This is a genomic window from Mesorhizobium sp. M1399, assembly GCF_040317735.1.
Classification (GTDB): Bacteria; Pseudomonadota; Alphaproteobacteria; order Rhizobiales; family Rhizobiaceae; genus Mesorhizobium.
Window position 1 is genome coordinate 49580 of sequence record NZ_JAMYKZ010000004.1, and the last position, 25995, is coordinate 75574.

Annotated in this window: 27 protein-coding genes; 21 read left to right on the forward strand and 6 right to left on the reverse strand. The window is 61.8% G+C overall.

The window, feature by feature from the left end:
• Positions 1-141: 141 nt before the first annotated feature.
• The 9 genes from hslV (at position 142) to NKH05_RS07375 (ending at position 7671) form a co-directional block, all read left to right on the forward strand.
• Positions 142-693 carry an ATP-dependent protease subunit HslV gene (gene hslV / locus NKH05_RS07335; RefSeq protein ID WP_023718260.1) on the forward strand — a complete coding sequence of 184 codons (552 nt, stop codon included), beginning with the start codon at positions 142-144 and terminating at the stop codon, positions 691-693.
• On the forward strand, positions 683-1225 hold the full coding sequence (locus tag NKH05_RS07340; RefSeq protein ID WP_352495253.1) for a GNAT family N-acetyltransferase: 543 nt from the start codon (positions 683-685) through the stop codon (positions 1223-1225). The genes hslV and NKH05_RS07340 overlap by 11 nt, the downstream gene beginning before the upstream one ends.
• Positions 1226-1229: 4 nt before the next feature.
• The gene (locus NKH05_RS07345; protein WP_023718258.1) at positions 1230-1826 is read left to right on the forward strand and encodes a DUF2585 domain-containing protein; all 597 of its coding nucleotides are present in this window, start codon (positions 1230-1232) and stop codon (positions 1824-1826) included.
• 4 nt (positions 1827-1830) lie between these two features.
• A complete protein-coding gene (gene hslU, locus NKH05_RS07350) occupies positions 1831-3144 on the forward strand; it encodes an ATP-dependent protease ATPase subunit HslU (RefSeq protein WP_023718257.1) in 1314 nt (437 codons plus the stop codon).
• Positions 3145-3328: 184 nt separating this feature from the next.
• Positions 3329-4288, forward strand: a complete 960-nt coding sequence (locus NKH05_RS07355; protein WP_023718256.1) for a DUF1402 family protein — start codon at positions 3329-3331, stop codon at positions 4286-4288.
• A gap of 319 nt (positions 4289-4607) precedes the next feature.
• The gene (locus NKH05_RS07360) at positions 4608-5618 is read left to right on the forward strand and encodes an AraC family transcriptional regulator (protein ID WP_352495256.1); all 1011 of its coding nucleotides are present in this window, start codon (positions 4608-4610) and stop codon (positions 5616-5618) included.
• Between the two features lie 187 nt (positions 5619-5805).
• Complete coding sequence (locus NKH05_RS07365; RefSeq protein ID WP_353025204.1) at positions 5806-6171, forward strand: putative quinol monooxygenase; 366 nt, start codon at positions 5806-5808, stop codon at positions 6169-6171.
• Complete coding sequence (locus NKH05_RS07370) at positions 6168-6911, forward strand: SDR family oxidoreductase (RefSeq protein ID WP_352858108.1); 744 nt, start codon at positions 6168-6170, stop codon at positions 6909-6911. Before NKH05_RS07365 ends, NKH05_RS07370 begins: the two co-directional genes overlap by 4 nt.
• Positions 6912-7023: 112 nt before the next feature.
• On the forward strand, positions 7024-7671 hold the full coding sequence (locus NKH05_RS07375; protein WP_353025205.1) for a DUF1579 family protein: 648 nt from the start codon (positions 7024-7026) through the stop codon (positions 7669-7671).
• A 313-nt stretch (positions 7672-7984) separates the two neighbouring features.
• On the opposite strand, the gene NKH05_RS07380 is transcribed toward NKH05_RS07375, so the two are convergent.
• The 4 genes from NKH05_RS07380 to NKH05_RS07395 form a co-directional block, all read right to left on the reverse strand.
• The gene (locus NKH05_RS07380; RefSeq protein WP_352495259.1) at positions 7985-8194 is read right to left on the reverse strand and encodes a YjiS-like domain-containing protein; all 210 of its coding nucleotides are present in this window, start codon (positions 8192-8194) and stop codon (positions 7985-7987) included.
• A gap of 388 nt (positions 8195-8582) precedes the next feature.
• Positions 8583-9812 (reverse strand): NAD(P)/FAD-dependent oxidoreductase, encoded by a 1230-nt coding sequence (locus tag NKH05_RS07385; protein ID WP_023718251.1) that lies wholly within the window; start codon positions 9810-9812, stop codon positions 8583-8585.
• A gap of 2 nt (positions 9813-9814) precedes the next feature.
• Positions 9815-10129, reverse strand: a complete 315-nt coding sequence (locus tag NKH05_RS07390) for a MocE family 2Fe-2S type ferredoxin (protein WP_023718250.1) — start codon at positions 10127-10129, stop codon at positions 9815-9817.
• A 40-nt stretch (positions 10130-10169) separates the two neighbouring features.
• A complete protein-coding gene (locus tag NKH05_RS07395; RefSeq protein WP_051409640.1) occupies positions 10170-11300 on the reverse strand; it encodes a fatty acid desaturase family protein in 1131 nt (376 codons plus the stop codon).
• 135 nt (positions 11301-11435) lie between these two features.
• Here NKH05_RS07395 and NKH05_RS07400 point away from each other — a divergent pair, with 135 nt between their 5' ends.
• From NKH05_RS07400 to NKH05_RS07440, 9 genes are all read left to right on the forward strand, one after another.
• Positions 11436-12467 carry a LacI family DNA-binding transcriptional regulator gene (locus NKH05_RS07400; protein ID WP_023718248.1) on the forward strand — a complete coding sequence of 344 codons (1032 nt, stop codon included), beginning with the start codon at positions 11436-11438 and terminating at the stop codon, positions 12465-12467.
• 309 nt (positions 12468-12776) lie between these two features.
• Positions 12777-13718 (forward strand): sugar ABC transporter substrate-binding protein, encoded by a 942-nt coding sequence (locus tag NKH05_RS07405; RefSeq protein WP_023718247.1) that lies wholly within the window; start codon positions 12777-12779, stop codon positions 13716-13718.
• Positions 13719-13832: 114 nt separating this feature from the next.
• On the forward strand, positions 13833-14909 hold the full coding sequence (locus NKH05_RS07410; RefSeq protein ID WP_352495260.1) for an ABC transporter permease: 1077 nt from the start codon (positions 13833-13835) through the stop codon (positions 14907-14909).
• 2 nt (positions 14910-14911) lie between these two features.
• Positions 14912-15679, forward strand: a complete 768-nt coding sequence (locus NKH05_RS07415; protein WP_023718245.1) for an ATP-binding cassette domain-containing protein — start codon at positions 14912-14914, stop codon at positions 15677-15679.
• Positions 15680-15745: 66 nt separating this feature from the next.
• Entirely contained in the window at positions 15746-16744 is a 999-nt protein-coding gene (gene iolG, locus NKH05_RS07420) for an inositol 2-dehydrogenase (protein ID WP_023718244.1), read from the forward strand.
• A gap of 23 nt (positions 16745-16767) precedes the next feature.
• The gene (locus NKH05_RS07425; protein ID WP_023718243.1) at positions 16768-17562 is read left to right on the forward strand and encodes an SDR family oxidoreductase; all 795 of its coding nucleotides are present in this window, start codon (positions 16768-16770) and stop codon (positions 17560-17562) included.
• A gap of 195 nt (positions 17563-17757) precedes the next feature.
• Positions 17758-18024: a type II toxin-antitoxin system Phd/YefM family antitoxin gene (locus NKH05_RS07430; RefSeq protein ID WP_023718242.1), complete on the forward strand. Its 267-nt coding sequence runs from the start codon at positions 17758-17760 to the stop codon at positions 18022-18024.
• Positions 18021-18443, forward strand: a complete 423-nt coding sequence (locus tag NKH05_RS07435; RefSeq protein WP_023718241.1) for a type II toxin-antitoxin system VapC family toxin — start codon at positions 18021-18023, stop codon at positions 18441-18443. The genes NKH05_RS07430 and NKH05_RS07435 overlap by 4 nt, the downstream gene beginning before the upstream one ends.
• A 247-nt stretch (positions 18444-18690) precedes the next feature.
• Positions 18691-19782 carry a 3-deoxy-7-phosphoheptulonate synthase gene (locus NKH05_RS07440; RefSeq protein WP_023718240.1) on the forward strand — a complete coding sequence of 364 codons (1092 nt, stop codon included), beginning with the start codon at positions 18691-18693 and terminating at the stop codon, positions 19780-19782.
• Between the two features lie 212 nt (positions 19783-19994).
• Here NKH05_RS07440 and NKH05_RS07445 read toward each other — a convergent pair whose 3' ends face one another.
• On the reverse strand, positions 19995-21104 hold the full coding sequence (locus tag NKH05_RS07445) for a Gfo/Idh/MocA family protein (RefSeq protein ID WP_023718239.1): 1110 nt from the start codon (positions 21102-21104) through the stop codon (positions 19995-19997).
• Positions 21105-21257: 153 nt separating this feature from the next.
• Here NKH05_RS07445 and NKH05_RS07450 point away from each other — a divergent pair, with 153 nt between their 5' ends.
• On the forward strand, positions 21258-22103 hold the full coding sequence (locus NKH05_RS07450; protein WP_353025296.1) for a MurR/RpiR family transcriptional regulator: 846 nt from the start codon (positions 21258-21260) through the stop codon (positions 22101-22103).
• Here the strand turns inward: NKH05_RS07450 and NKH05_RS07455 are convergent.
• Positions 22100-22993: an AraC family transcriptional regulator gene (locus NKH05_RS07455; protein ID WP_353025207.1), complete on the reverse strand. Its 894-nt coding sequence runs from the start codon at positions 22991-22993 to the stop codon at positions 22100-22102. The genes NKH05_RS07450 and NKH05_RS07455 overlap by 4 nt on opposite strands.
• A 137-nt stretch (positions 22994-23130) precedes the next feature.
• Between NKH05_RS07455 and NKH05_RS07460 the strand changes: the two genes are divergently transcribed.
• Together NKH05_RS07460 and NKH05_RS07465 are read left to right on the forward strand one after the other, a co-directional pair.
• Positions 23131-23859 carry an SDR family NAD(P)-dependent oxidoreductase gene (locus NKH05_RS07460; protein WP_023718236.1) on the forward strand — a complete coding sequence of 243 codons (729 nt, stop codon included), beginning with the start codon at positions 23131-23133 and terminating at the stop codon, positions 23857-23859.
• A 201-nt stretch (positions 23860-24060) separates the two neighbouring features.
• On the forward strand, positions 24061-25995 hold the full coding sequence (locus tag NKH05_RS07465) for a bifunctional 5-dehydro-2-deoxygluconokinase/5-dehydro-2-deoxyphosphogluconate aldolase (protein WP_352716528.1): 1935 nt from the start codon (positions 24061-24063) through the stop codon (positions 25993-25995).

Here is a 25995-nt window from a genome sequence, read left to right on the forward strand (position 1 = left end):
TGCCAGTTACCGCTGCGGAGCACTATCCGGCCCGGTGGATGGCCGGTTTGCAATCGTCTGGCCTATGCATACATATGGCCGATCAAGTCACTCGTAACGCGCCAATCGCCTTGATGGGATCGGTGCTGACCGGAGCAGAAAATGTCTAATGAACTGACCATGCATGCCACGACCATCCTAACCGTGCGCAAGGGCGGCAAAGTGGTGATCGCCGGCGACGGCCAGGTCAGCCTCGGCCAGACCATCATGAAGGGCAACGCCAAGAAGGTGCGCCGCATCGGCAAGGGCGGCAACGTCATTGCCGGCTTCGCCGGCGCCACCGCCGATGCCTTCACGCTGCTGGAGCGGCTCGAAGCCAAGCTCGAACAATATCCCGACCAGCTGACACGCGCCTGCGTCGAGCTCGCCAAGGACTGGCGCACCGACCGCTATTTGCGCCGGCTGGAAGCAATGATGCTGGTGGCCGACAGGTCGGTGTCGCTGGCGCTGACCGGCACCGGCGACGTGCTGGAGCCCGAATTTGGCGTGATGGCCATCGGCTCCGGCGGCAACTACGCGCTGGCCGCGGCCCGCGCCCTGATGGATACCGATAAGGACGCCGAGGAGATCGCCCGCAAGGCGATGCAGATCGCGTCCGACATTTGCGTCTACACCAACAACAGCTTCGTCGTCGAAACCCTCGATGCCGCCTGAGCGGAGCCTCCGCTACGGTTTTCGGCCGGTGACCGAGAGGGACCTGCCGATGATCGCCGGCTGGCTTGCCGAGCCGCATGTCACCGAATGGTGGAACGACCCAGAGACCGAGATCGCGGAGATCCGCGAGCATATCGACAGCATTTCGGTCGAGCCGCTGATTATCGAGCTCGACGGCAAACCCATCGGCTATTTGCAGAGCTACGATCCGCATCTGGAGGACGGTCATCCCTATAGCGACCAGCCGTTCGGCACGCTCGGCATCGATCTGTCGATCGGCGTGCCGGAGCTTGTCGGGACCGGCCACGGCTCGGCGATCGTCCGGCAGTTCGTCGAGCAGCTTTTCGAGGAAGGTGCGCCGCGCGTCATCATCGACCCGGACCCGGCCAATGCACGGGCTATCCGTGCCTATGAAAAAGCCGGTTTCAGGGCTATCGATCGCAGGAAGTCGGAATATGGCGATGCCGTGCTGATGGCGATTGATGCCCCAGAGGGTGATGCCGAACAGGGTGACGCAGAAGAGGGGCAATAGCAGCATGAGCGTATCCAGCGACAAAACCGTCTCGGCCTACGAAGACAGTTGGCGAATGGGGCTTCTGTTGGTTCTCGGTCTGGTCATATTCCAGGCAGGGGTCCTCTACGGCATGGGGCGGACGCCGATTTGCACCTGCGGCTACGTCAAGCTGTGGCACGGCATCGTGCAGAGCTCCGAGAATTCCCAGCATATCTCCGACTGGTACAGCTTCTCGCACATCATTCACGGCTTCCTGTTCTATGCGCTGGCGTGGTTTCTTTTCCCGCGCTCGCCGATCGGGCTCAGGCTGGCCTTTGCGGTGGTGATAGAGGGCGGCTGGGAGCTGCTCGAGAACAGCCCTTTCATCATCGATCGCTATCGCGCCGGCACGATCTCGCTCGACTATTATGGCGACAGCGTCATCAATTCGGTGTCGGACACGCTGGCCATGGTGCTGGGGTTTGTCATGGCGCGAAGGCTTCCTATATGGGTGATCGTAACCCTCGCCCTCATCTTCGAATTCGGTGTCGGCTATCTCATCCGGGACAATCTGACACTCAACGTGATCATGCTGCTGCATCCGTTCGAGTCCATTCGGCAGTGGCAAAGTGGAATTTAGTGACATGAGCACCTTCTCTCCCCGCGAAATCGTTTCGGAACTCGACCGCTTCATCATCGGCCAGAAAGACGCCAAGCGTGCCGTGGCGATTGCCTTGCGCAACCGCTGGCGCCGCCAGCAGCTCGAGGGCCAGATGCGCGAAGAGGTGATGCCGAAGAACATCCTGATGATCGGCCCGACCGGTGTCGGCAAGACCGAGATTTCTCGCCGCTTGGCGCGCCTTGCCGGTGCGCCTTTCGTCAAGGTCGAAGCCACCAAGTTTACGGAGGTCGGCTATGTCGGCCGCGATGTCGAGCAGATCATCCGCGATCTGGTCGAGATCGCCATCGGGCTGGTGCGCGAGAAGATGCGTGAGGACGTCGAGGCGCGTGCCCACATCAACGCCGAGGAAAGGGTGCTTGAAGCGCTCGTCGGCAAGACGGCGAGTCCGGCCACCCGTGACAGTTTCCGCAAGAAGCTGCGCGACGGCGAGCTTGACGACAAGGAGATCGAGATCGAAGTGGCCGATACCGGCAATGGCGGCATGCCCGGCTTCGAGATCCCCGGCATGCCGGGCGCCAATATCGGCGTGCTCAACATCAACGACATGCTGTCGAAAGCGATGGGCGGCAAGAAAACCAAGATGCGCAAGACGACCGTTAAAGAGTCCTACGGGCTGTTGATCAGCGACGAGTCCGACAAGTTGCTCGACCAGGACGAGGTGGTGCGCAGGGCACTCGAATCGACCGAGAATGACGGCATTGTCTTCCTCGACGAGATCGACAAGATCGCCTCGCGCGAAGGCGGCATCGGTGCCGGTGTTTCGCGCGAGGGCGTGCAGCGCGACCTGCTGCCGCTGGTCGAAGGCACCACGGTTGCGACCAAATACGGACCGGTGAAGACCGACCACATCCTGTTCATCGCTTCAGGTGCGTTCCACGTCGCCAAGCCATCCGACTTGCTGCCGGAATTGCAGGGCCGCCTGCCGATCCGTGTCGAGCTGCGGGCGCTGGAGAAGGACGATTTCGTCCGCATCCTCACCGAGACCGAAGCCAGCCTGATCAAGCAGTATATCGCACTGATGAAGACCGAGGGAGTCGACCTGGTCTTCACCGATGACGCGATCGACTCGTTGGCCGGCATCGCTGTTGACCTCAACGCCAGCGTCGAGAACATCGGCGCCAGGCGGCTGCAGACGGTGATGGAACGGGTGCTGGACGAGATCTCCTATGACGCACCGGACCGCAACGGCACCTCCGTGACCGTCGATGCCGCCTATGTGGAGAAGCATGTCGGCGACCTCTCCAGAAACACGGATTTGTCGCGTTTCATCCTGTAGGAGACGCTTCATCCTCAAAGAGGCCGGGGAATTGCTCCCGGTCTCCGCCAAATTCAGCCCGGCATTTCCGATGTGTGGCCAAATGGAAGCATCCGGCGAGCTTTCGTCCCGTCGGGTGCAGGCGTCTCTCGACTCCCGTTGGAGCATTACCTAGTTTGCCCGGCGACTATTTGGGCGGCGGCGCATGAAAAAACTGATCCTCGTCATTCTCGGGCTGACGCTGGCGGCAGCCATGTTCGCCGCGCAAGCGGCAACCATGGTGCCGCCCGGCAACCGCAACACCGAGCAGCCCGACATACCGGGCGCATCCAGCCGGCGCACCCAGGCGACCAACACCACCTTCCAGGCGAAATACCGCAAAGTGTTTGCGCTGCTCCAGAACGATGCCGAGCTGCGTGGCAAGATCATGCAGGCAGCCGCGGCCTATGGCATCGACCCGATGCATATCGTCGGCGCCATCGTCGGCGAGCACACCTACAATGTCGATGCCTACGACCGGCTGCAGACCTACTACGTCAAGGCGATCTCGTATCTGTCGAGCAAACTCTCCTTCGCCTATGAAGGCGAAGACATCACCGATTTCGTGCAACGGCCGCAATTTGCCAAGTGCGCGGGCAAATCGGACAGTTACGAACTCTGGGAATGCCGCGAGCAGGTGTGGAACCGGTCGTTCCGCGGCAAGACCGTCAACGGCGAGAGCTTTCCCAACGACCGCTTCGGCGCGACTTTCTTCCAGCCCTATTATGCCGGCCAGACTTTTGGTCTTGGCCAGCTCAATCCGCTGACGGCACTGCAGATGAGCGATCTCGTGCACAAGGTTTCCGGCCTGCCGGAGCTCGACGTCGGCGACCCGAACGCGGTCTACAAGACCATCATGGATCCTGACCTGACCCTGCCTTATGTCGCGGCAACGATCCGGAAGTCGATCGACGCCTATAAAAGCATTGCCGGCTTCGACATCTCAGGCAATCCCGGCATCACGTCGACGCTCTACAATGTCGGCAATCCGGAACAGCGTGCCTATGCGCTGAAGGCCGAGAACGACAAGCGCCGCGCTGCGGGCGAGCCGGAAAAGCTGCCTGAGGAAAATTACTATGGCTGGCTAGTCAACGACAAGCTGCCGGAGCTGAAGGCGCTGTTTTAGCGGTGAAGGTCTGCGGTGGAGCCTGCGCCAGGAAATCGCCTATCTGCTTGAACTCTGTGGCTTCGAACCCGTCGATCCTTTCAAGGGATCGCCTGGCTGGGGAACAGCTTTGTCGCGCGCGCGATCTGATGGGCAGCAAGGGGTGGATATTGTTGAAAAAAGTCCGGCGCATCCCTAAGCGAACGCCGCCAGCAGAATCCCATTTCCATTGTCAGATCTCTTGCGGAATCTGGATCCGTAATAGGTCTCCGTTCGGTTGCCTACTAAGAGAGGTAACGGGATGCATAAGCGTATGCGAAGTTGGGGCAAAGGAGTGCAGATGAGTGATCCGCTTAGGTCCATTGATCGGCCCGGTTTAGGGCGTGCAACGATGGGCTACCAGCCGGCCGAGAATGATTTGTTGAGCGAGGTGCTGCGCGATCTACGCCTTGCCCATGCGAGATATGGCCGCAGCGAGTTGACGGCGCCCTGGGGCATCGCCGTGCCGTTCAGGGAGGGTGTACGTTTTCATGCGATGCTCGAGGGTCATTGCTGGATACAAGCCAAGGGCTTGCCGCCGCTGCTGCTCGAAAACGGCGATGTGCTTCTTCTTCCCCACGGAACAGAGCACACTATGTCCGATCGGCCAAAACGGCGAACCTTGCCGCTCGCCGATGTCAAACCAGCGTTGATCGGGAACGGAACTTACGAGTTGAAGTCTGGCGGCGGCGGCGCGCGATCGTTGATCGCATGCTGTACGATCGGCTTTGAGGGCCCGACAGCAAATCCGCTGCTGGAACTGCTACCTTCTGTGATGCACATCCGGCATGCCGAGCATGGCGATACTGACCTACCAAGCCTCATTGCGATGATGGCGCGCGAGGCTGAAGGGCAAAGAATCGGCTCGGCAACGATAATGGCGCGCCTTGCCGATATTGTCATGACGCAAGTAATCAGAACCTGGGTCGAGACATGTTCCGACGATCTGACTGGTTGGCTGGCGGCCGTGCAGGATCCACAAATCGGGTCGGCGCTTGCAAGAATCCATCGCTCCCCTGGGGAAGACTGGCCAGTCGATCGCCTGGCTGCATTGTCCGGGCTGTCGCGATCGAGGTTCTCGCAGCGGTTCAAGAGCCTGTTGTCGGTATCCCCCGCCCGCTATCTCCTGCAATGGAGGCTTCGGCTGGCGGCATCCTGGTTGCGTAACGGATATATGTCGCAGTCACAGATCGCATCGGAGTTGGGATATGAGTCCGATGCGTCCTTCAGCAGGGCGTTCAAACGCTTCATGGGTGTCTCACCCGGCGCTATCCGAGATTCAGGGCTGCGTGTGAGCGGAACAGAATCCTGATCGGGTTCATGCGAGGCTGTTTCGACCAGCCGCAGATACGCTCCTGTTGCGACCGCGTGTAATACGGAAAATACGCGCGACAAACGGTCAAATATTCAGTCGTTTCTGCCATAGCAACGCCATACCAGCATCTGCCAATTTCAATGGCCGCAACCACTTCGGTCGGCCGTTCCGGCAGGAGTACCACATGGCGCTGACGTTGCCTGATCTTCCTCGACCAACCGCTGGCGAAGACACGCCCTATTGCGTTATCGCTAAGCATCGCGCCACTCCCGGCCAAGGCTCCGCGCTTGTCGCCCGTATGCTTAAAGATCTCCAAGCGACGAGATCGGAAGCCAGCTGTCTTCAATTCCACATCCATCGAGATCGGACCGACCCCGATCTCATCGTTATCTACGAGGTCTGGCGCAGTATCAATGCACTCAAGAGCCACTTCGGCGAAGCCTATGTCCAGAGCTTCGTCGTAGATGCTGGTGAGCTCGAACCGGGCGACATGGAGACGCAGTGGCTGGAGATGCTGAGTCCGTATGCCAGCGGCAGAGATCCAGGATGAACGGTGACGAGCAGTCTCTTTCGAATCAGCGTGTCGTGATCGTCGGCGGGACAAGCGGCATGGGCATGGGTGCGGCCCGCGCAGCCTGTCAAGCAGGCGCCGACGTCATTGCGCTCGGGCGGCGCCCTTCAGCGAGAATGGTTGCAGAGCAAAGGGTCCACGGTTCGATCACGTTCCAGTCGCTGGACATGACCGATGATACAGCGGTCGAGCAAATGTTCGAAACACTAGGGACGCTCGACCACCTTCTCATCACCGCGACCCCGCCGAGTCCGGGAGGTCCCTTCCTCTCCCAGACGATGGCCAACGCGCAGGCCGTTCTGCACGGCAAGCTCTTGGGCAGTTGGTCTTGCGCGCGGCACGCAGCGCCTAGGATGCCGAAAGGTGGTTCGATCACATTCACGACCGGTGGCTTGGTGACCAAGCCTCGCATCGGCGCATCGATGATGATGGTCGCCTTTGCTGGTCTGGAGGCGCTGACGCGAGCCCTTGCGCTCGAACTCGGTCCGATCCGCGTCAACACAATCCGACCAGGCGTCATAGACAGCGAAATGTGGGCCGGCATGCCGCAGGCGAAGCGCGCGGCGTTTTTCGCGCTGGTGCGTCAGCGCTTCCCGGCAGGACGCGTCGGAAAAATCGACGATATCGGCAAGGCCGCACTTTTCCTGATGGCCAATGACTTCGTGACCGGCGCCGTTATCGAAGTTTCCGGTGGTGAAACGCTGGTCAGCATCGAATGACGGAGAGGTATGAGATGAGTATCCACGAGTTCACCCGACAAAATTCGCAACGATTGCCCCAACTGAGCGCGTCATAGCAATTCCCGGGCGAGCGATGAGCTGGAGATAAAGTATGATCAAGACACTACACGTTGCCCTATTCGTCGTTGCGTTCGTCCTCCCCATTCCTTTCGGCGCATTGGCTCAAGGCAGCTCGGCTGCAGCCGAGCCCCCGACCCAGTCGGAGTTGCCGAATTGGCTTCGCCGTGGATTGCCGGGCCCGGGGCATGAGGTCCTGGCGCCAATGATCGGCACCTGGCGCGTCCAGATGAGCTTCTACGGCACACTCGGCCGTAGCCCCGATCAGCCGCCGCTCGTGACGGACGATCTCATTAGCCATCGTCAGTGGTTGGCGGGCGGCCGTTACATCGAAGACATAATGGAGGGAACGCTGGATGGAGCGCCGGTCTGGCGCAAAGGATGGCTCAGCTACAGCATCATGGACGGACGTTACGAGTGGGTCACGATCGATCCTGTCAACACAACCATGATGTATTTTAAAGGCGTCCCTAATTCGGGGGATCAAAGGCCGATCAGCATGTCCGGCACCTTTACCGACCAGGGCGTGGCGGGCGAAGAAACAGTCGGCAAGCAGGTCGGCATGCGCACTGTAATCAAAATCGAGAACAACGATCGCCACATCATTGAGCTCTATTTCACGCGTCCCGGACAGCAAGAAACACTGGCAACGCGCGCCGTCTATACGCGACTGAAGGCGTGAGCGATCGCTCAAGGGTGGCTCGGACGTTGTAAGTAGCTTGCGCGGGTTCCATCGCTCGGCCGGGATATGCCGGGAAGGTCGAGTTCAGTTCCGACGATCTCAAAGCGTCCAGTTCGGCGCCTGGAACTGCTTTGAAAGACGACCGGACGCTGAGCGCCCGGCAAGTCAGAGATCGGACTCTGAACGAAGCGCGTTCTCGGAGCTGAGATGAGGATCAGTCCAGCGAACATTGCCCCGAGCAGGCACACCTCTCCGACTTCTGCGCCGATCGCGGTGGAGAGACCGGCCATCGCTAGCTCCTCTATCAACTCGCTCAGCCGGACGACAGGGTCGGCAGTCGAAGCAGGCTGGTTCTATCGACGGCGGCCGCCTTGCCACGGCCTGCCAATGCGGGATCGATTCCGGCATCGCGTAGCTGGCGGTCGCTAAGTTGAGCCAGCTCACGCCGTTGCGCTGCGGCCCTAAGGGATCGGGCGATGACCAGGTGCATAACACGGAGAACACACTGGACTGGAGGCGTCATGATAGCCTCTTTTCACAGAGCCCCGGCCGTATACGGGCAGGGCGGCGGGCTGTGGTCAGCCCGTCTACTGAGGAGAGAGGGTCGCGCTGCGATTTCAGAAGGAGGAAATTCGGTTACATCTGAAACTCGGTTGGCTGGAAGGGGTCGTCTCGGCCGTGACGGCAAGCGCTTAGCTGACATCTGGGATCGAGATCGGATCATTCGCCTCATGGCAACCTTTCGGCGCAAAGTCGCGCGAACGACCCCGTTCCAACCCTCATGAGACGTTTCCATCGCGGGCAGGAACGACCGGTCAGGGTCGTCTCCCGCCATCAGGTGCAGGATTGTCACCACCAGAACGGCAAGCGCTCCGCAAGTTCTTTCAAATGGCTCTGGAACCCGCGCTGGCTCATGTCGCCAGCAGCGACTTCAGCTTGATCGTTTGCGAGCCTAGCGCTTCCGGCGCCGGCTTTGCCCTTTTCGCGATCAGCATCTCGGCCAGCCTTATGTCGCGGGCGACCGCGTTGCCGGGGCCGATGCCACTTGCCGCAACCAGCCTGCCGTCCTCGGCGAGATGGAACAGGATGAAGGCGCCGTCGCCGAGCTCGCGACGCACAATGCTGCGGCCTTCGTCCGACAGGCCGGCGATCTGCAAGGTCAGGCCGTACTGATCCGACCAGAACCATGGCACCGCCGCGTGGGCCTCGCCGGCGCCAAGCATGTTCCTGGCCGCAAGCGCGCCCTGCTCCTGCGCATTGCGCCAGGCTTCCAGCCGCACTCGCCGGCCGCCATAGATGGCGAGCGGAAACGAGCAGCAATCGCCGGCGGCAAAGATGTCGGGGTCGCTGGTGCGAAGCTCGGCGTCGACGGCGATACCATTGTCAATCGTCAGCCCTGCCTCCGCGGCAAGTCCGGTCACCGGCACGGCGCCGATGCCGATCACGGCAAGATCGGCGACAATGTCGTGTCCACCGGCAAGCACGATGCGCACTTCGGCGCCGTCATCGGCAATGGCGTCGATGCCCTCGCCGCACAGGATTTTTACGCCTTCGGCTTCATGCGCCTGATGGATAACCTGCGCGATCTCGGCCGGCACGCCGCGCATTAGAATGCGCGGCTGCGCCTCGATAACGGCAACAGTGGCGCCGAGCCTGCGTGCCGCCGTGGCGAGCTCGAGACCGATGAAGCCGCCGCCGATGATGGCGACGCGATTTCCGGCGCTGAGATGAGCGCGAATGGCCAGTGCGTCGTTGAAGGTCCGCAGATAGACGCAGCGCCCGCCAAGGCCCGGAATCGGCAGCTTGCGCGGCAGCGACCCTGTCGCCAGCAGGAGCTTGTCGTAGGCCAGGACCGAGCCGTCCGACAGGCGCACGACATGCGCCACGCGGTCGATCGCCATCGCCTGAACCGAATGGATATGCCTGATCGATCTTTCGGCCAGGACCGCCTCACTGGCGATCGCCTTGATCAGGGGCGCGTCGGCGACCATCGCGTCTTTCGACAGCGGTGGCCGCTCATAGGGCAGATGCGGCTCGTCGCCGACCAACGTCACCGGGCCATCATAGCCGAGCTCGCGCAGCGCAAGGGCGGCGCGCCCGCCGCATTCGCCGGCGCCAATGATGACCATTCCCTTCGTCATCATCAACCGATCCGGACAAGGACTTTGCCGGCGTCGACTTTGACCGGATAGGTCCTGAGATCGACGCAGACCGGCGCGCCCCTGGCAGCCCCAGTCTTGTAATTGAAGCGGCCATTATGCTTCGGGCATTCGATGATATCGTCCATCACCAGCCCGTCGGCCAGATGCACCTTCTCATGCGTGCAAAGCCCGTCGGTGGCGAAATACCCGTCCTCGGGGCTGCGGTAGATGGCGAAGGTGCGACCGCCATGGTCGAACCGCATCACATCCTCCTCGTCGATGTCCTCGGCGTCACAAGCCTCGACCCAGTCGCTCATTTGCGCCTTCCCCGATTCTTGGTGCCCCGGCGTAGGCTTGTCATTCAGCAGCCACCGCAACAGCAGCGTTATCGTTGTGGAAATCCTCGCGATAGGGCCTCGCCGTCGGCGGCAGTTCGCGCTTGATGAAATAATCCTCATTGCGCAGCTGGCGCAGGAAAGCCGGTATCATCTCGCGATAGCCGGCCAGGATGGACGGTGTCGGCGCCGGCAGATCGTGCTTGATCAGCTCATGCAGCCTGGGCAGCGCATGGTAGGGCACCATGGGGAACATGTGATGCTCGACGTGGTAGTTCATGTTCCAGTAGATGAAACGGCTTATCGGGTTCATGTAGACGGTGCGGCTGTTCAGCCGGTGATCGGTGACGTTTTCAGCCAGGCCGCCATGCTGCAGCAGGCCGACCATGACATGATGCCAGGCACCGTAAAGCCTGGGCAGCCCGACCAGCATCAGCGGCAGGAACGAGCCGGTAAGAAGCGCCAGCGCGACCGTCGCGGCATAGATCGCCGTCCAGATGCGAGCAATGCGGATTGCCTTCGGCTGCTCCTGGTCGGGAATGAAGGTTCTTTCGGCCGGACTGATGATGCCGGCCGCATTGCGCAGCATGTCGCTCATCGCATGCCAGGCATCGAGAATGCCGACGAAATTGAGCACGACGCGCAGCAGATCGGGCGGGCGCATGACCGAGATCTCCGGATCGCGGCCGACGATGATGGTATCGGTATGGTGGCGCGTGTGGCTCCAGCGCCAGGTCACCGGGTTGCGCATGATCATGAAGCAGGCGATCTGATAGACCACGTCGTTCATCCACTGCGTCCTGAAGGCGGTGCCGTGGCCGCATTCGTGCCAGCGTGAATCGGTGGAGGAACCGTAGAGGACGCCATAGACGAAGAAGAACGGCACGCACCACCAGCTGCCCCAGAACAAGGCGGCGCCCGCGCCGCTGAGGATCATGGCGCCGAGCCAGATGATGGTATCGCGGATCGCCGGGCCGTCGGAGCGCTGCATCAGCTCCTTCATCTGCTTGCGCGGCACGTCGGTGTGATACCACTCGGCCGCCGCCAGCCCGCTCTCGACGGCAAGCTTCGCGTCGCGGCCGACCAGGCTGTAGTCGCGTTGGGACGCTGCTGCTGAGGTTGTGTTCCCGGTTTGGAGTCCAATATCCACCATGGCGGAGGCCTCGATCATATTCGGTCAGTGTTCAAAATAACGCCGAGCGCTGATAGACTCAATATCACAAAGATAGTTTCTATCATTTTCCATCAGAATGGTTTAAAAGAGTCGGATAGTTGGAGCGAGGCAGCGATGGCGAAACGGCCGACGATCACCGACCTGGCACGCATTTCGGGGGTCAGCGTTGCCACCGTCGACCGGGTGCTGAACAACCGCTTGCCGGTGCGCGAGGAAACCGCGCGCCGCGTCTATGACGCCGCGACCAGCATCGGCTATCACGCGGCCGGATTGATCAAGCAGCGGATGCGCCATGAATTGCCGGAGTATCGCCTCGGATTTCTGCTGTTGCGGCGGGAAGACGTCTTCTACAGCGAATTTGCCCGCGAACTTGAACTGGCAGTATCGCAGTCGCCGCGCTTTCGAGGCGTGGCGACCATCGACTTCGCCGATTCGCTGGCGCCGGATGAGATCGTCGAGCGGATGCGCAAGCTGGCAGCCAAATCCAGGGCCGTCGCCTTGGTCGGGCCTGATCACCCGACGCTGACGGTGGCCGTCGAGGCGCTCAAAGCCAACGGCGTACCGGTGTTCTCCCTGCTTTCCGACTTTGCGTCCGGCATTCGCGAGGGCTATGTCGGCCTCGACAATCGCAAGGTTGGCCGCACCGCTGCCTGGATGATCTCGAAGGCCGCGAAGAGACCTGGCAAGGTCGCCCTCTTCGTCGGCAGCCATCGCTTCCACGGCCACGAGCTTCGCGAGATCGGTTTTCGCTCCTTTTTTCGCGAGCAAGCGCCGGAATTCACTCTCCTTGAGACGTTGGTCAATCTGGAAGCGAACCAGATCACGCATGATGCAATGATCGAGCTTCTGGCCCGCCACCCCGATCTTGCCGGCTGCTATGTCGCCGGTGGCGGCATGGAAGGCGCGATCTCGGCGCTGAGGGAGGCAAAGCCGGCAGAGATGCCAGCGGTCGTCTGCAACGAGATCACGCCTGACTCCCGCGCGGCGCTGGCGGATAATTTCCTGACGATGGTGATCTCGACGCCTCTGGCAGCGCTTTGCCGCGAGCTTGTCGGGCTGATGGCGCATGCCATCGAGACCGGCGCCGCGAATGCGCCGGGTCAGACCTTTCTGCCCTTCGACATTTATCTGCCGGAAAACATCTGACGTCGCGGTCATTGGCGGCAGACATGATGTAATCTATCAGAACGCTTTCAGGCCTGGCTTGCCTGAGCGTTCGTCTAAAAGAGCTCGAAATGCCGAAAATCCATTCCTCATGGCGAAATCTCGCTTGACGCCCACGCGAAATGGAATAAATATTTCACCAACTGAGCATTTTGGTTCTTTCGTTCCGGAAGATCTGTTTCAGGCAAATGCCTTCCGGAACTAAAATGGCAATCGGGAGAGAATTCCCTGCGAGATCGGGGATTCCGGGTAGATCGGTGCAGCCGGACACCAATGTGGAGGAGAAATAAAATGAAAAAACTGCTTTTGGGCGTCGCGTTCGCGGCGCTAATGAGTTCGTCCGCCTTTGCTGCCAAGATCGGCGTGTCGATGGCGTTGTTCGACGACAATTTTCTCACCGTGCTGCGCAACGGCATGATCGAGCAGGCCAAGGGCATGGACGGCGTCGAGCTGCAGGTGGAAGACGCGCAGAACGACGTCGCCAAGCAGCTCGACCAGATCAAGAACTTCGCCGCCTCGGGCGTCGACGCAATCATCGTCAACCCGGTCGACACCTCGGCCACCCAAGCGATGTCGGACGCAGCCGCCGCTGCCAAAATTCCGCTGGTCTATGTCAATCGCGAGCCGGTCAACGTCGACACGCTGCCGGAAAACCAGGCTTTCGTCGCCTCGAACGAAGCCGATTCTGGCACGCTCGAGACCAAGGAGGTCTGCCGCCTGTTCAAGGAAGCCGGCAAGAAAGAGGCCAATGTCTATGTGATCATGGGCGAGCTGTCGAACCAGGCCGCGGTGCAGCGCACCAAGGACATCGATGATGTGATTGCCACGCCGGATTGCAGCTTCATCAAGATCATCGACAAGCAGACGTCGAACTGGAAGCGCGAAGAAGCGCAGAACCTGATGACCAACTGGCTGTCGACCGGCAAGCCGTTCGACGGCGTCATCGCCAACAATGACGAGAGCGCCATCGGCGCTATCCAGGCGATGAAGGCCGCCAATATCGACATGAAGTCGGTTGTCGTCGGCGGCGTCGACGCTACCCAGGACGCGCTAGCGGCGATGCAGGCGGGCGACCTCGATGCGACGGTGTTCCAGGACGCAGCCGGCCAGGGCGCTGGCGCGCTTGATGCTGCGCTCAAGCTAGCGAAGGGCGAGAAGGTCGAGCACAAGGTCTACATCCCGTTCCAGCTGGTCACGCCGGCAAATATCGACAAGTTCCTGAAGAAGAACTGAGGCGGACCTGTCCGATACGGAGCGGCGCGCCAAAGTAAGACAGCGCCGCTCCGCTTTTTCCCCCTCGGCCTGAACAGCGCCGGGTGGAGACCGTGGCTGACGGAGGAAGCACGATTGGCACAGACATCTCACGGCGTCGGCGGGCTCAGCTATGATGCGAAGCGGCGCGCATGGCCGGCCGAATTCAACGTCTTCCTGGCGCTCGTCATCCTGGTCGGCGCTTTCGAGCTGATCGGCCGGGTTTTCCTGGGCGACAGCTTCCTGTTCAATACCCGCGACAATATCGATGCGATCTTCAACGAAGCGCGCCTGCAGATCATCATCCTGCAGGTGTCGATCGTCGGTATCATTGCCATCGGCGTGACGCAGGTGATCATTACCGGCGGCATCGACCTGTCCTCGGGTTCGATCGTCGGCGCCACGGCGATGATAGCCATGAGCTTCGCCCAAGTGGCGACGGTCAACGGCAACCCGAACCCCAAGGCGATGTTCATTGCCCAGGGCTGGACCGACCTGCCGGTGATCGTGCCGGTGCTCGTCGCAATCGGCTGCGGCCTGCTGGCCGGCCTGGTCAACGGTGCCTTGATCGCCTACACGCGCATCCCGCCGTTCATCGCCACGCTTGGCATGATGGTCACCGCGCGCGGCATCGCCAAATGGTGGTCGAAGGGGCAGCCGATCTCGTTTCCGACCGAGAGTTTCGCCGCCATCGGCAAGGGGCTGATGCCGGTCATCATTTTCATTTCGCTGGCGGTGCTGTTCCAGCTGATCCTGAGCTACACCAAATATGGCAAGCACTGTTATGCAATCGGCTCCAATGAGGATGCCGCGCGCATGTCCGGCATCAACATCGCCAACCACAAGATCCTCGTCTACGTCATTGCCGGCATCCTTGCCGCGCTCGCCGCCGTGGTGTTGAGCTCGAAGAATCTCACTGCCCAGGCCGGCATGGGTGTGATGTACGAGCTCGATGCGATCGCCATGGCGGTCATCGGTGGCGTGTCGCTGTCGGGCGGCCGCGGCTCGATTATCGGGACGGTGATCGGCTCGCTGATCTTCGGCGTCATCATCTCCGGCTTCACCTTTTTGCGCCTCGACGCCTATTATCAGGAGATGGTCAAGGGCGTGATCATCGTCGGCGCAGTCGTTCTCGACCAGTGGCGCCAACGCCTGCGGGCAATGAGGGCTTGATCATGTCGGACATCGTCCTGAAAACCGAAAACCTGACCAAGTATTATGGCGGCGTCCATGCGCTGGAGGGTGCCAACTTCGAGCTGCGCAAGGGCGAGCATGTCGCCATCATGGGCGACAACGGTGCCGGCAAATCGACCTTCGTGCGCCAGATCACCGGCGTCGAGCAGCGAACCAGCGGCAGGATGTCGTTCGACGGCAAGGAAGTGAATTTCGCCGGGCCGATCGAAGCCCGCGAGGCGGGCATCGAGACGGTGTTCCAGAACCTGGCGCTCGCCGACGACCTCGACGTGCCGTCGAACCTGTTCCTCGGCCGTGAAAGAGTGCTGTTCAATCTTGGGCCCTTCTCGATCCTCGACCGCAAGTTCATGCGCAAGGCGACCGAAGCAGCCCTGGTCCGCACAGCGGTCAAGATCCCCAACCTTTCCAACACCATCCGCCACATGTCGGGCGGCCAGCGCCAGTGCGTGGCGATTGCCAGAACCGCGACCTTTGCTTCCAAGCTCATCATCATGGATGAGCCGACGGCGGCGCTCGGCGTGCAGGAGACGATGCAGGTCGAAAACATCATCCGCACGCTGAAGGAAAATGGCGAGCCGCTGATCCTGATCTCTCACAACATGCGTCAGGTGTTCGATCTGGTCGACCGCATCGTCGTTTTCCGGCGCGGCCGCATCGTCGCCAATTTGCGCAAGCAAGATACCGATGGCAACGATATCGTCTCCTACATCACCGGCGCCAAGACCGGGCAGGCGGAACTTGCGGCGTAAGGCCAACGTCGTGTTACGGGGGCTGACACGCCTTCTCTTTCCAACCATTCTCAAAGGAAATTCTTCATGCTTCGCTTTGCTCTTCTCGGTGCCGGCCGTATCGGCAAGGTCCACGCCCGTGCGGTGGGCTCCAACCCGCAGGCCAGGCTGGTTGCGGTTGCCGACGCCTTCGAGAAGGCGGCGACCGATTTGGCCTCTGCCTATGGCGCCGAAGTGCGCAGCATCGATGCCATCGAAACTGCCAGCGATATCGATGCGGTCGTCATCTGCACGCCGACCGACACCCATGCCGATCTGATCGAACGCTTCGCCAGGGCGGGCAAGGCGATCTTCTGCGAGAAGCCGATCGATCTCGACGCCGGCAGGGTGGAACAATGCCTGGCCGTCGTCGACAAGGCCGGCGCCACCCTGATGGTCGGCTTCAACCGCCGCTTCGATCCGCATTTTGCCGCCGTGCGCAAGGCGATCGACGACGGTGCGATTGGCACAGTCGAAATGGTGACCATCACCTCGCGCGATCCCGGTCCACCGCCGCTCGACTATATCGGCCGCTCGGGCGGCATCTTCCGCGACATGACCATCCATGATTTCGACATGGCGCGCTTCCTGCTCGGCGAGGAGCCGGTGGCGGTCAGCGCGCACGCTTCGGTGCTGGTCGACAAAAAGATCGGCGAGGCCGGCGACTTCGACAGCGTCAGCGTCATCCTCGAAACTGCCTCCGGCAAGCAATGCGTCATCTCCAACTCGCGCCGAGCCACCTATGGCTACGACCAACGCATCGAGGTGCATGGCTCGAAAGGCATGATTGCGGCCGAGAACCAGCGGCCGGTGTCGATCGAACTCGCCAATGAGAAAGGCTATACGCGGCCGCCGCTGCACGATTTCTTCATGACTCGTTATCTCGACGCTTATGCCAACGAGATCGCTGCCTTCATCGCGGCAGCGACGTCAGGCAAGAAGGCGGCGCCGAGCGGCAAGGACGGGCTGGTGGCGCTCAGGCTGGCAGATGCGGCGCTGAAATCGGCCAAGGAAGGCAAGACCGTCCGCCTCGACAAAACAATCTGACTATCAAGCACAGGAGCAAGGCGATGAACGGTTCAGCCGGTCGCAATTCCGAAACACGCGCCATCGTCACCGGCGGCGCACAAGGCATCGGCTTTGCCGTCGCCGAAGCGCTGGCCGATGAGGGCTGCCGGGCGCTAGCGCTGATCGGCCGCTCGAAGGAGAAGGGCGACAAGGCTGTCGCCATCCTCAAGGGGGCAGGCGTCGATGCCATCTTCATCAGCGCCGATGTCGCCAAAGTCGCCGACTGCAAGCGTGCGGTCGAAACGGCGATTGGCCATTGCGGCACCGTCAACGCGCTGGTCAACGCCGCCGCCACCTCGGCTCGCGGCTCACTGGTCGAGACCTCAGAGGATCTATTCGACCAGATATTCCAGACCAATGTGCGCGGCCCGTTTTTTCTGATGCAGGGCGTGGTGGCGCATCTGCTGGCGCGCCAGGCACCGGGCTCGATCGTCAACGTACTGTCGATGTCGGCGCATTGCGGCCAGTCGTTCCTGGCGCCCTATTCATCGAGCAAGGGAGCGCTGGCGACGCTGACCAAGAATGTCGCCAATGCCCATCGCGGCAATCGCATCCGCTGCAACGCGGTGCTGCCCGGCTGGATGGACACCGAGGGCGAGGCAATCGTGCAGAAGAAATGGCATGACGCGCCGGACGACTGGCTTGAAAAAGCCGAGGCCGCGCAGCCGATGGGCCAATTGGTGAAGCCGGCGCAACTTGCCCGATTGATCAGCTATATGATCAGCCCGCAGTCCGGCGTCATGACCGGGTCGCTGGTCGACTACGACCAGAGCATCGCGGGGGCGTCACCGGAATAGGATCAGCCGTGTAGCCTTGCGTCAGAAGCAGTTTGCCATGAGTGGCCGAGATGCCCCAAAATATCAAAGCCGGCATAATCGGTTCCGATCGACCTCACTCAGGCACACGGGCTCTGAAACCCTCTCCTTCCCTGTTGCCGCCGTATCGCCATTCCCATATAGTCAAGATAGTCAGAATGGTCATGGGAGGTCGAAATGCCGTCTGCGCCCAGAGAGGATACTAACTGGACGGTCGCTGGGGCAAAGGCCCGGCTCTCGGAGGTTATCGAGCGCGCGCAATCTTCGCCGCAGACGATCACCAGAAACGGTAAGCCAAGCGTGGTTGTCGTCTCGGCCGAGGAATGGCAGCGGAAGACCGCGCGCAAGGGTACGCTTGCGGAGTTCCTGCTGGAGTCGCCGCTGCGCGGCGCCGATCTCAACCTTGAGCGCCAGCGCGACGAACCGCGTGATCTGCCGCTGTGAGGCTTCTGCTCGATACGAATGTCCTGTCCGAGGTGACAAGGCCGGCGCCGGATGTGCGCGTTCTGGACTGGCTGGGCGGGCTTGATGAGGACCGCTCATTCATTAGCGTCGTGTCGATCGCGGAGATCCAGCGCGGCGTCGCCCTCATGGACGAGGGCCGGAAACGCGAGGCACTGGCCGAATGGCTCGCACGGGACCTGCCGCAGCGCTTCGAGCAGAGAGTTCTTCCGGTGGACGAACCGGTTGCCTTGGCGTGGGGCGACCTGATGGGCCTTGCGAAGCGCCGCGGTCGCGGTCTGTCGTCGATGGACGGCCTGATTGCAGCCACGGCGATTGCGCAGGAACTCACCTTGGCAACGCGTAACACGAAGGATTTCGAAGACTTCGGAATTGAACTCGTCGATCCCTGGACTGCATGAACCCGCTCGGCGCTGCATGCTGGGCCACTACGTCAGTAGCATCATCAGACACGTGACAATCGCCTCGGCTTCGACTATATGAGCCTCATGATCAACCTGACCGCCACCTATTGGTACTTTAGCAGCTCGCTGGCGGCGGGAGGATTGCGCTCGATCTGAAGATTGCAGCAGCAAGATCCGAACAGCCGCCAGACCTGGCGGCTTTTTTGTTTCAGCCGGCAGGTCTCCCAATCAGGAGCAGAAAGCCGTGTTGACCACCACAGACGATCTTCGGGTCAAGGAAATAAGGGAATTGAGTACGCCGGACGAGGTGATGCGGGAGATACCGCGCACACTGACGGCGACGCGGACCGTTGCCGCGTCACGCAATGCTATCCATGCCGTGCTGACCGGCACCGACGACCGGCTGGTGGTCGTCGTCGGCCCCTGTTCGATCCACGACCCGGCCGCTGCCGTAGACTATGCCAGCCGCTTGGCATCGCTGCGAGAGAGCCTGTCGGACCGGCTGGAGATCGTGATGCGGGTGTATTTCGAGAAGCCGCGCACGACGGTCGGCTGGAAGGGCCTGATCAACGATCCCGACCTGGACGGCAGCTTCAACATCGACAAGGGGCTGCGGATGGCCCGCAACGTGCTCGCCGCCGTCAACAATCTCGGCCTGCCGGCGGCGACCGAATTCCTCGACATGGCCACCCCGCAATATATCGCCGACCTCGTCGCCTGGGGCGCGATCGGCGCGCGCACGACCGAGAGCCAGATCCATCGCGAACTGGCATCGGGCCTGTCCTGCCCGGTCGGCTTCAAGAACGGCACTGACGGCAATCTGCGGATCGCCGCCGAGGCGGTGAAATCGGCCGCCCAACCGCATCATTTCATGGCGGTGACGAAGGGCGGACGCAGCGCCATCGCGACGACTACCGGCAACGAGGACTGCCACGTCATCCTGCGCGGCGGCATTCAGCCCAATTATGACGCAACAAGCGTCGCGGCTGCCTGCGCGGAACTCGGCCGGATCGGCGTGGCGCCGCGGCTGATGATCGATGTCAGCCACGCCAACAGCAGCAAGAAGCCGGAAAACCAGCCAGGGGTGGCGGCTGACGTGGCTGGCCAGGTCGCGGCAGGCGACGAGCGCATCATCGGCGTCATGATCGAGAGCAACCTCGTCGCCGGCCGGCAGGACGTCGTGCCGGGCAAGCCGCTCGTCTATGGCCAGAGCATCACCGATGGCTGCATCGACTGGGCAGCCACCGAGACGGTGCTTCACGGCCTTGCCGACGCCGTCGAGCGGCGCCGGTCGGTGCGCCGAAGCATGATATCAAGCCGTTCAGGCGCCGCCTGAGCACTTCTCCTTCTCCCCTTGTGGGAGAAGGTGGATCGGCACGCAGCGCCGAGCCGGATGAGGGTGCTGGAAGAAACTCGGCGTAAAATATTGAGGGATTTTAAGCGCTTATTTCTTCGCTGTAGCGATCCGTCCAACACCCCTCATCCGACCGAGCTTCGCTCGGCCACCTTCACCCTCAAGGGGAGAAGGGGAAGCCAGCGCCGGGCTTACTACCGCACAGCGATCCAGCGCTGTTCCGCGAACGAGCGCGCCATCGCGTGCACCGTGCGCTCGATCTCCAGGCCTTCGTCGAAGTCGATGATCCGCGCCGGCTTGCCGGCAAGCCGCGTCAACAGTTCCCGGCATTCGATGATCTTGAGGTCATTAAAGCCAAGGCCGTGGCCGGGCGCCGGCAGGAAGGCGTCGTAAGGCCTGTGGTGCGGGGCAACCAGGACTGTCCGATAGCCTTGCTCCGTCGGTCGGTCGGCTGTCAGATAGAGCTGGAACTCGTTCATCCGCTCCTGGTCGTACAGGATCGAGCCCTTCGAACCAAAAATCTGGATGGCGATCCGGCCCTTGCGGCCCCAGGCCGAACGGTTGACCAGCAACGTGCCGGCAATGCCGTTTTCGAGATGCATCAGGATGCTGGCGATGTCATAGGTCTCGACGGCGCGGCGCCCGCCCGAGGCGACGCGGCGTTCGGCATAGGGCCTGGCCATGTCGCACATGACTCGGGCGACGCGGCCGAACAGTACCGCTATGAGCGACAGCGGATGCACGGCGAAATCGTCGAGCGCGCCGTAACCGGACGCCGCCTCGTGCTTCCAGAAGAACAGCGCCTCCGGATCGGCCATGAAGTCCTCGTCCATCTCGATACGCAGATGGTTGACCTCGCCGATGATCTTCTCGTCGAGCAGCGCGCCGATATGGCGGATCGCCGGGTTCTGAATATAGTTATAGCCCAGCGCGGCAACCTTGCCGGATTTCCGCGCGGCCGCAGCCATCGCTTGCGCCTCCGCAAAACTTGGCGCCATCGGTTTTTCACACCACAGATGCTTGCCGGCTTCGAGGATGGCGATGGCCATTTCCGGGTGGAACTGGTTCGGCGTAGTCAACGAGATGACATCGACGTCGGGATCGTCGACGACTGCGCGCCAGTCGCCGGAGGCCTTGGCGAAGCCGAATTCGCTGGCACGGCGTTTGGCAAGGTCCTCGTTGACCTCGCCCAGATGGACCAGCCTTGGCTTGTCGACATCGGGGAAGACGGTGCCGACCGCGTTCCAGGCAATGGCGTGGCACTTGCCCATGAAGCCCGTGCCGATAAGACCTACCCCGACCATCCGCTTGCCTCCCTGTGTGCAAAATTTTGTGTGGATGAATTAGTCCATTTTGTTTGCAAATGGAACGCTTGTCTCATTTTTTATGGTGTTCTTGCACAGGCCCGCTATGATGGGGCACAGAGGGAACCGACGATGAGCCTGGGCGGAGCGACGATGGACGAACGGGTGCCGCGCGATTTCGAAACGCTGCGGGCGACGATCCTGGAGCGGCGTCAGAGCCTGCCGAAACGTATCGCCCAGATCGCCGCCTATGCGCTCGACAACCCCGACGATATCGCCTTCGGCACCGCTGCCAGCATCGCCGCCTCCGCCGGTGTTCAGCCTTCGACCCTGATCCGCTTTGCCCAGCAGCTTGGCTTTGACGGTTTCACCAGCCTGCAGCTGGTGTTTCGCGAGCGCCTGCGCGAGCGCAACTCGTCCTACGATGAAAGGCTGGCGGCATTGCGCGCCAAGGCCGAGGAAGGCGCCGGCCACCGGGCGATTTTCGACGGTTTCGTCGCCGCAGCCAGCACCTCGCTCAACGACATTTCGCGCACGCTGAATGAAGACCATTTCGAAGACGCAATCGCCGTTCTGGCCAAGGCGGAAACCATTTATGTGCTGGCCAAGCGGCGCTCCTACCCGGTCGCCTCCTATATCGCCTATGCGTTGGGCAAGCTCAAGATCCGCAACCAGCTGATCGAATCGGCCGCCGGCCTGAACGCGGAGATGATCGGCTTTGCCTCTCCAGGGGATGCCGTCATCGCCATCAGCTTTTCGCCCTATGCCCCTGCCACCATCGAGGAGGCGCGCGTCATTTCGGAGCAAGGCGTGCCGATCGTGGCGATCACCGACAGCTCTTTTTCGCCGCTCGCCCAATTCGCCAGGGTCTGGTTCGAGGTCGCCGAGGCCGATTTCGCCGGCTTCCGCTCGCTGTCGGCGACGATGGCTTTGGCCATGGCGCTGACCGTTGCCGTCGGCGAGAAGCGGCGCGATAGCGGCCGCAAGCGCAAGGCCTAGATCACCTCTATTGCCGTTTCGCCTTCTGCCAAAAGCCGCGCTGCGTCGCGGGCAGGCGGCGACCCGAACTGGCGGGCATACTCCCGGCTGAACTGGGAAGCACTCTCATAGCCGACAGCGAAGGCGACACGCGCCACGTTGCCCGGCTGAGCAATCAGCAGATGGCGGGCTTCCAGCAAGCGGATTTGCTTTTGATACTGGATTGGGCTCATGGCCGTCGCCGCCTTGAAGTGACGATAAAACGCAGCACTGCTCATATGGGCGATCTCGGCCAGATCGCCGACCCGGACCGGCTGATGGGGGTGCGAACGGATCCAGGCGATCGCCCTGCCGATCCGGGACAGATGGCCATCGGCGCGCGCAAGTTCACGAAGCTTTCCGCCCTGGGGGCCTTGCAGGAGCCGAAACAGCATCTCCCGCTCGAGCATGGTCGCGAGCACGGGAATCTCCGCTGGCCGGTCAAGCAACCGCATCATTCGACGCAACGCGTCGAGCAGATCGTCATCAACGGGAGTGGTGGAGAAGAAACTGTCGCCACCGAGGGCTGGCGCGTGCTCGACGAGGAGCGCGGCGACGGCTTGCAGGTCAAGGGTCAAGCCAATGGCCAGATAAGGACGCGCCGCGCTCGCTTCGACTATCTGGCTGATAGTGGGCGTCTCGACAGTGTAGATGAAATAGCTGGCCGGGTTGTAACGAAGAGCCCGGGAGCCGATCAGGACCGTCTTTGCGCCCTGCAATACGAATAAGATCCCCGACCCCCACACACCCGGCAATGGTGCCGTGGCGACTTCGCTGCAGCCGATCGAAACGCGGGGAACCGCCGTTCTTGTTCGTCGCCCGCGCGCATGGCGGCCGGCGATCTCGATCAACTCCTGCAGCGCCTCGTTCATTGCGCCAGCATCGCGCATTCACGCTGGCCGCGCAACAGCGTGAGAGGATTAGGCAAGAGCCTGAGAATTTCCGGCGCGCGGCGCCCGCTGCCTCGCGCCATTTGTGGGTCTTCCACAAGAAAAATGGAGACACCGAAATGACGACTTCGAAGACCGCGCTGGTGACCGGCGCCAACAAGGGTATAGGCCGCGAAATCGCCCGGCGACTGGCGACCATGGGCTTCAAGGTCTGGCTCGGCGCCAGGAGCGCCGAACGCGGCATGGCGGCGGCGCAGGCATTGTGCGCGGAAGGCCTCGACGCAGAGTGGCTTGAGCTGGACGTCACGAGGGATGACAGTGTGAAGGCGGCAGCCAAGGCGCTCGGGCAGGCCAGCCCCTGCCTTGACGTGCTGGTGAACAACGCCGGCGTCGCCATCAATTACGACCTGCCGCCGAGCCAGCAGCGGATCGCCGACATCCAGGCCACCTACGACGTCAATGTCTTCGGCCCGATCCGCGTGACACAGGCATTCCTGCCGCTGCTGCTGGCAGCACCTGCTGCCCGTATCGTGATGGTGAGCAGCTCCACCGGGTCCATCGGCCGGGCGCTCGATCCCGCCACCGCGAATCACGCCGTCAATATGATGGGCTACGGCAGCTCCAAGACAGCCTTGAACGCCATCACCGTGGGCTTCGCCAGGGAGCTCGCGCTCCAGGGCATCAAGGTCAACGCCGCGGCGCCCGGCTATACCGCCACCGATCTCAACGGGTATAAAGGTCAGCGCACGGTGCAGCAGGCAGCCGAGATCGTCATTCACCTGGCGACCCTGGACGCCAATGGCCCGACCGCCGGGTACTTCAACGATGACGGCCCGCTTCCTTGGTAAATCAGCTGGTTTCAGCGGCAGACGCTTGACGTTCGTCTGACTTCAAAGTTTCTCACCGCGCCGGCCTTTGCAGAGCACTTTTCGGCCTTGGGAATGCTCGTTCCATATTGACTATGGATTGGAATTATTATTTCATATTACCGGCGCCACGCTGCCGCTCGCGCGTGTTACCCAAGACAACAAAGCCGATGGGAGGTTCGAATGGGCGAAGCCGTGGAAGCGAGACATGCGCCGCTCGACATCATCACGATCGGCCGCGCTTCCGTCGATCTCTATGGCCAGCAGATCGGCTCGCGCCTCGAGGACATTACTTCGCTTGCCAAGTCGGTCGGCGGCTGTCCAGCCAATATCGCGGTCGGCACTGCCAGGCTCGGCCTGCGCTCGGCGTTGCTCACCCGCGTCGGCAATGAGCAGATGGGCCGCTTCATCCGCGAGCAGCTGACCCGCGAGGGCGTTTCGGTCCAAGGCCTCAAGACCGATCCGGAGCGGCTGACCGCCCTGGTGCTGCTGTCGGTCGAGGATGAGGGCGTCTCGCCGATGATCTTCTATCGCAGCGATTGCGCCGACATGGCGCTTTCGGAAGACGATATCGATGAGGCCTTCATTGCTTCAGCACGCGCGGTCGTCGTCACCGGCACGCATTTTTCACGGCCCAACAGCGACGCCGCGCAACGCAAGGCGATCCGTGTCATGAAGGCCAAGGGCGGCAAGGTGGTGTTCGACATCGACTACCGCCCTAACCTGTGGGGCCTCGCCGGCCATGCCGAAGGCTTCGAGCGCTATGTGAAATCCGACCGCGTCTCGGCGCAGTTGAAGACGGTGCTGCCCGACTGCGATCTCATCGTCGGCACCGAAGAGGAGATCATGATCGCCTCCGGCGCAGACGATTGCCTGAGCGCGCTGAAAACCATCCGCTCGCTGTCGACGGCGACCATAGTGCTGAAGCGCGGTGCCATGGGCTGCATCGTCTATGACGGGCCGATCAGCGACGATCTCGAGGACGGTATCGTCGGCAAGGGGTTTCCGATCGAGGTCTACAATGTGCTCGGCGCCGGCGACGCTTTCATGTCGGGCTTCCTGCGCGGCTGGCTCGGCGAGGAAAGCCTGGCGACGGCCGCGACCTGGGCCAATGCCTGCGGCGCCTTTGCCGTATCGCGGCTGCTCTGCGCACCTGAATACCCGACTTTCGAGGAATTGCAGTTCTTCCTGAAAAACGGCAGCAAGCATCTGGCGCTGCGCAAGGACGAGGCGATCAACCACATCCATTGGGCGACCACGCGCCGGCGCGACATCCCCTCTCTGATGGCGTTCGCCTGCGACCACCGCGTCCAGCTGGAGGACGTCGCGGCAAAGGCCGGCGCCGATCCGTCGCGAATCCCGGCTTTCAAGGTGCTGACGGTCAAGGCTGCGGCAAAGGTCGCGGCTGGCCGCGGCGGCTATGGCATGCTGCTCGACGAAAAATACGGGCGCGAGGCGATGTTCGAATTCGCCCACCATTCCTTCGCCTGGCTCGGCCGGCCGGTCGAGTTGCCGGGTTCGCGGCCGCTTCGCTTCGAGTTCTCGCAAGACATAGGCTCGCAACTGACCGAATGGCCGGTCGACCACTGCATCAAATGCCTGTGCTTCTATCATCCCGACGATCCCGCGGCGCTGAAGAGCGAACAGCAGCAGAAACTGCGCGCTTTGTTCGAGGCCGCGCGGAAAGTGGGGAGAGAACTTCTGGTCGAGATCATCGCCGGCAAGCACGGCAAGCTCGACGACATGACCATCCCGCGGGCGCTTGAGGAACTCTACGCACTCGGCATCAAGCCCGACTGGTGGAAGCTCGAACCGCAGGCATCGACCGGCGCATGGGCAAAGATCGAGGCGGTGATCCTGAAGAACGATCCGTGGTGCCGCGGGATTGTACTGCTGGGTTTGGAAGCACCGCAGGACGAATTGGAAGCGGCCTTCGCCGCCACCGCCAAGGCGCCCATCGTCAAGGGTTTCGCTGTCGGCCGTACCATCTTCATCAACGCGGCCGAACAATGGCTTGCCGGCAAGATGTCGGACGATGAGGCGGTTGCCGACATGGCGTCGCGCTTCGAGAGGCTGACCGAGGCATGGCTTGCCGTGCGCGGCCGCAAAGCAGCATAA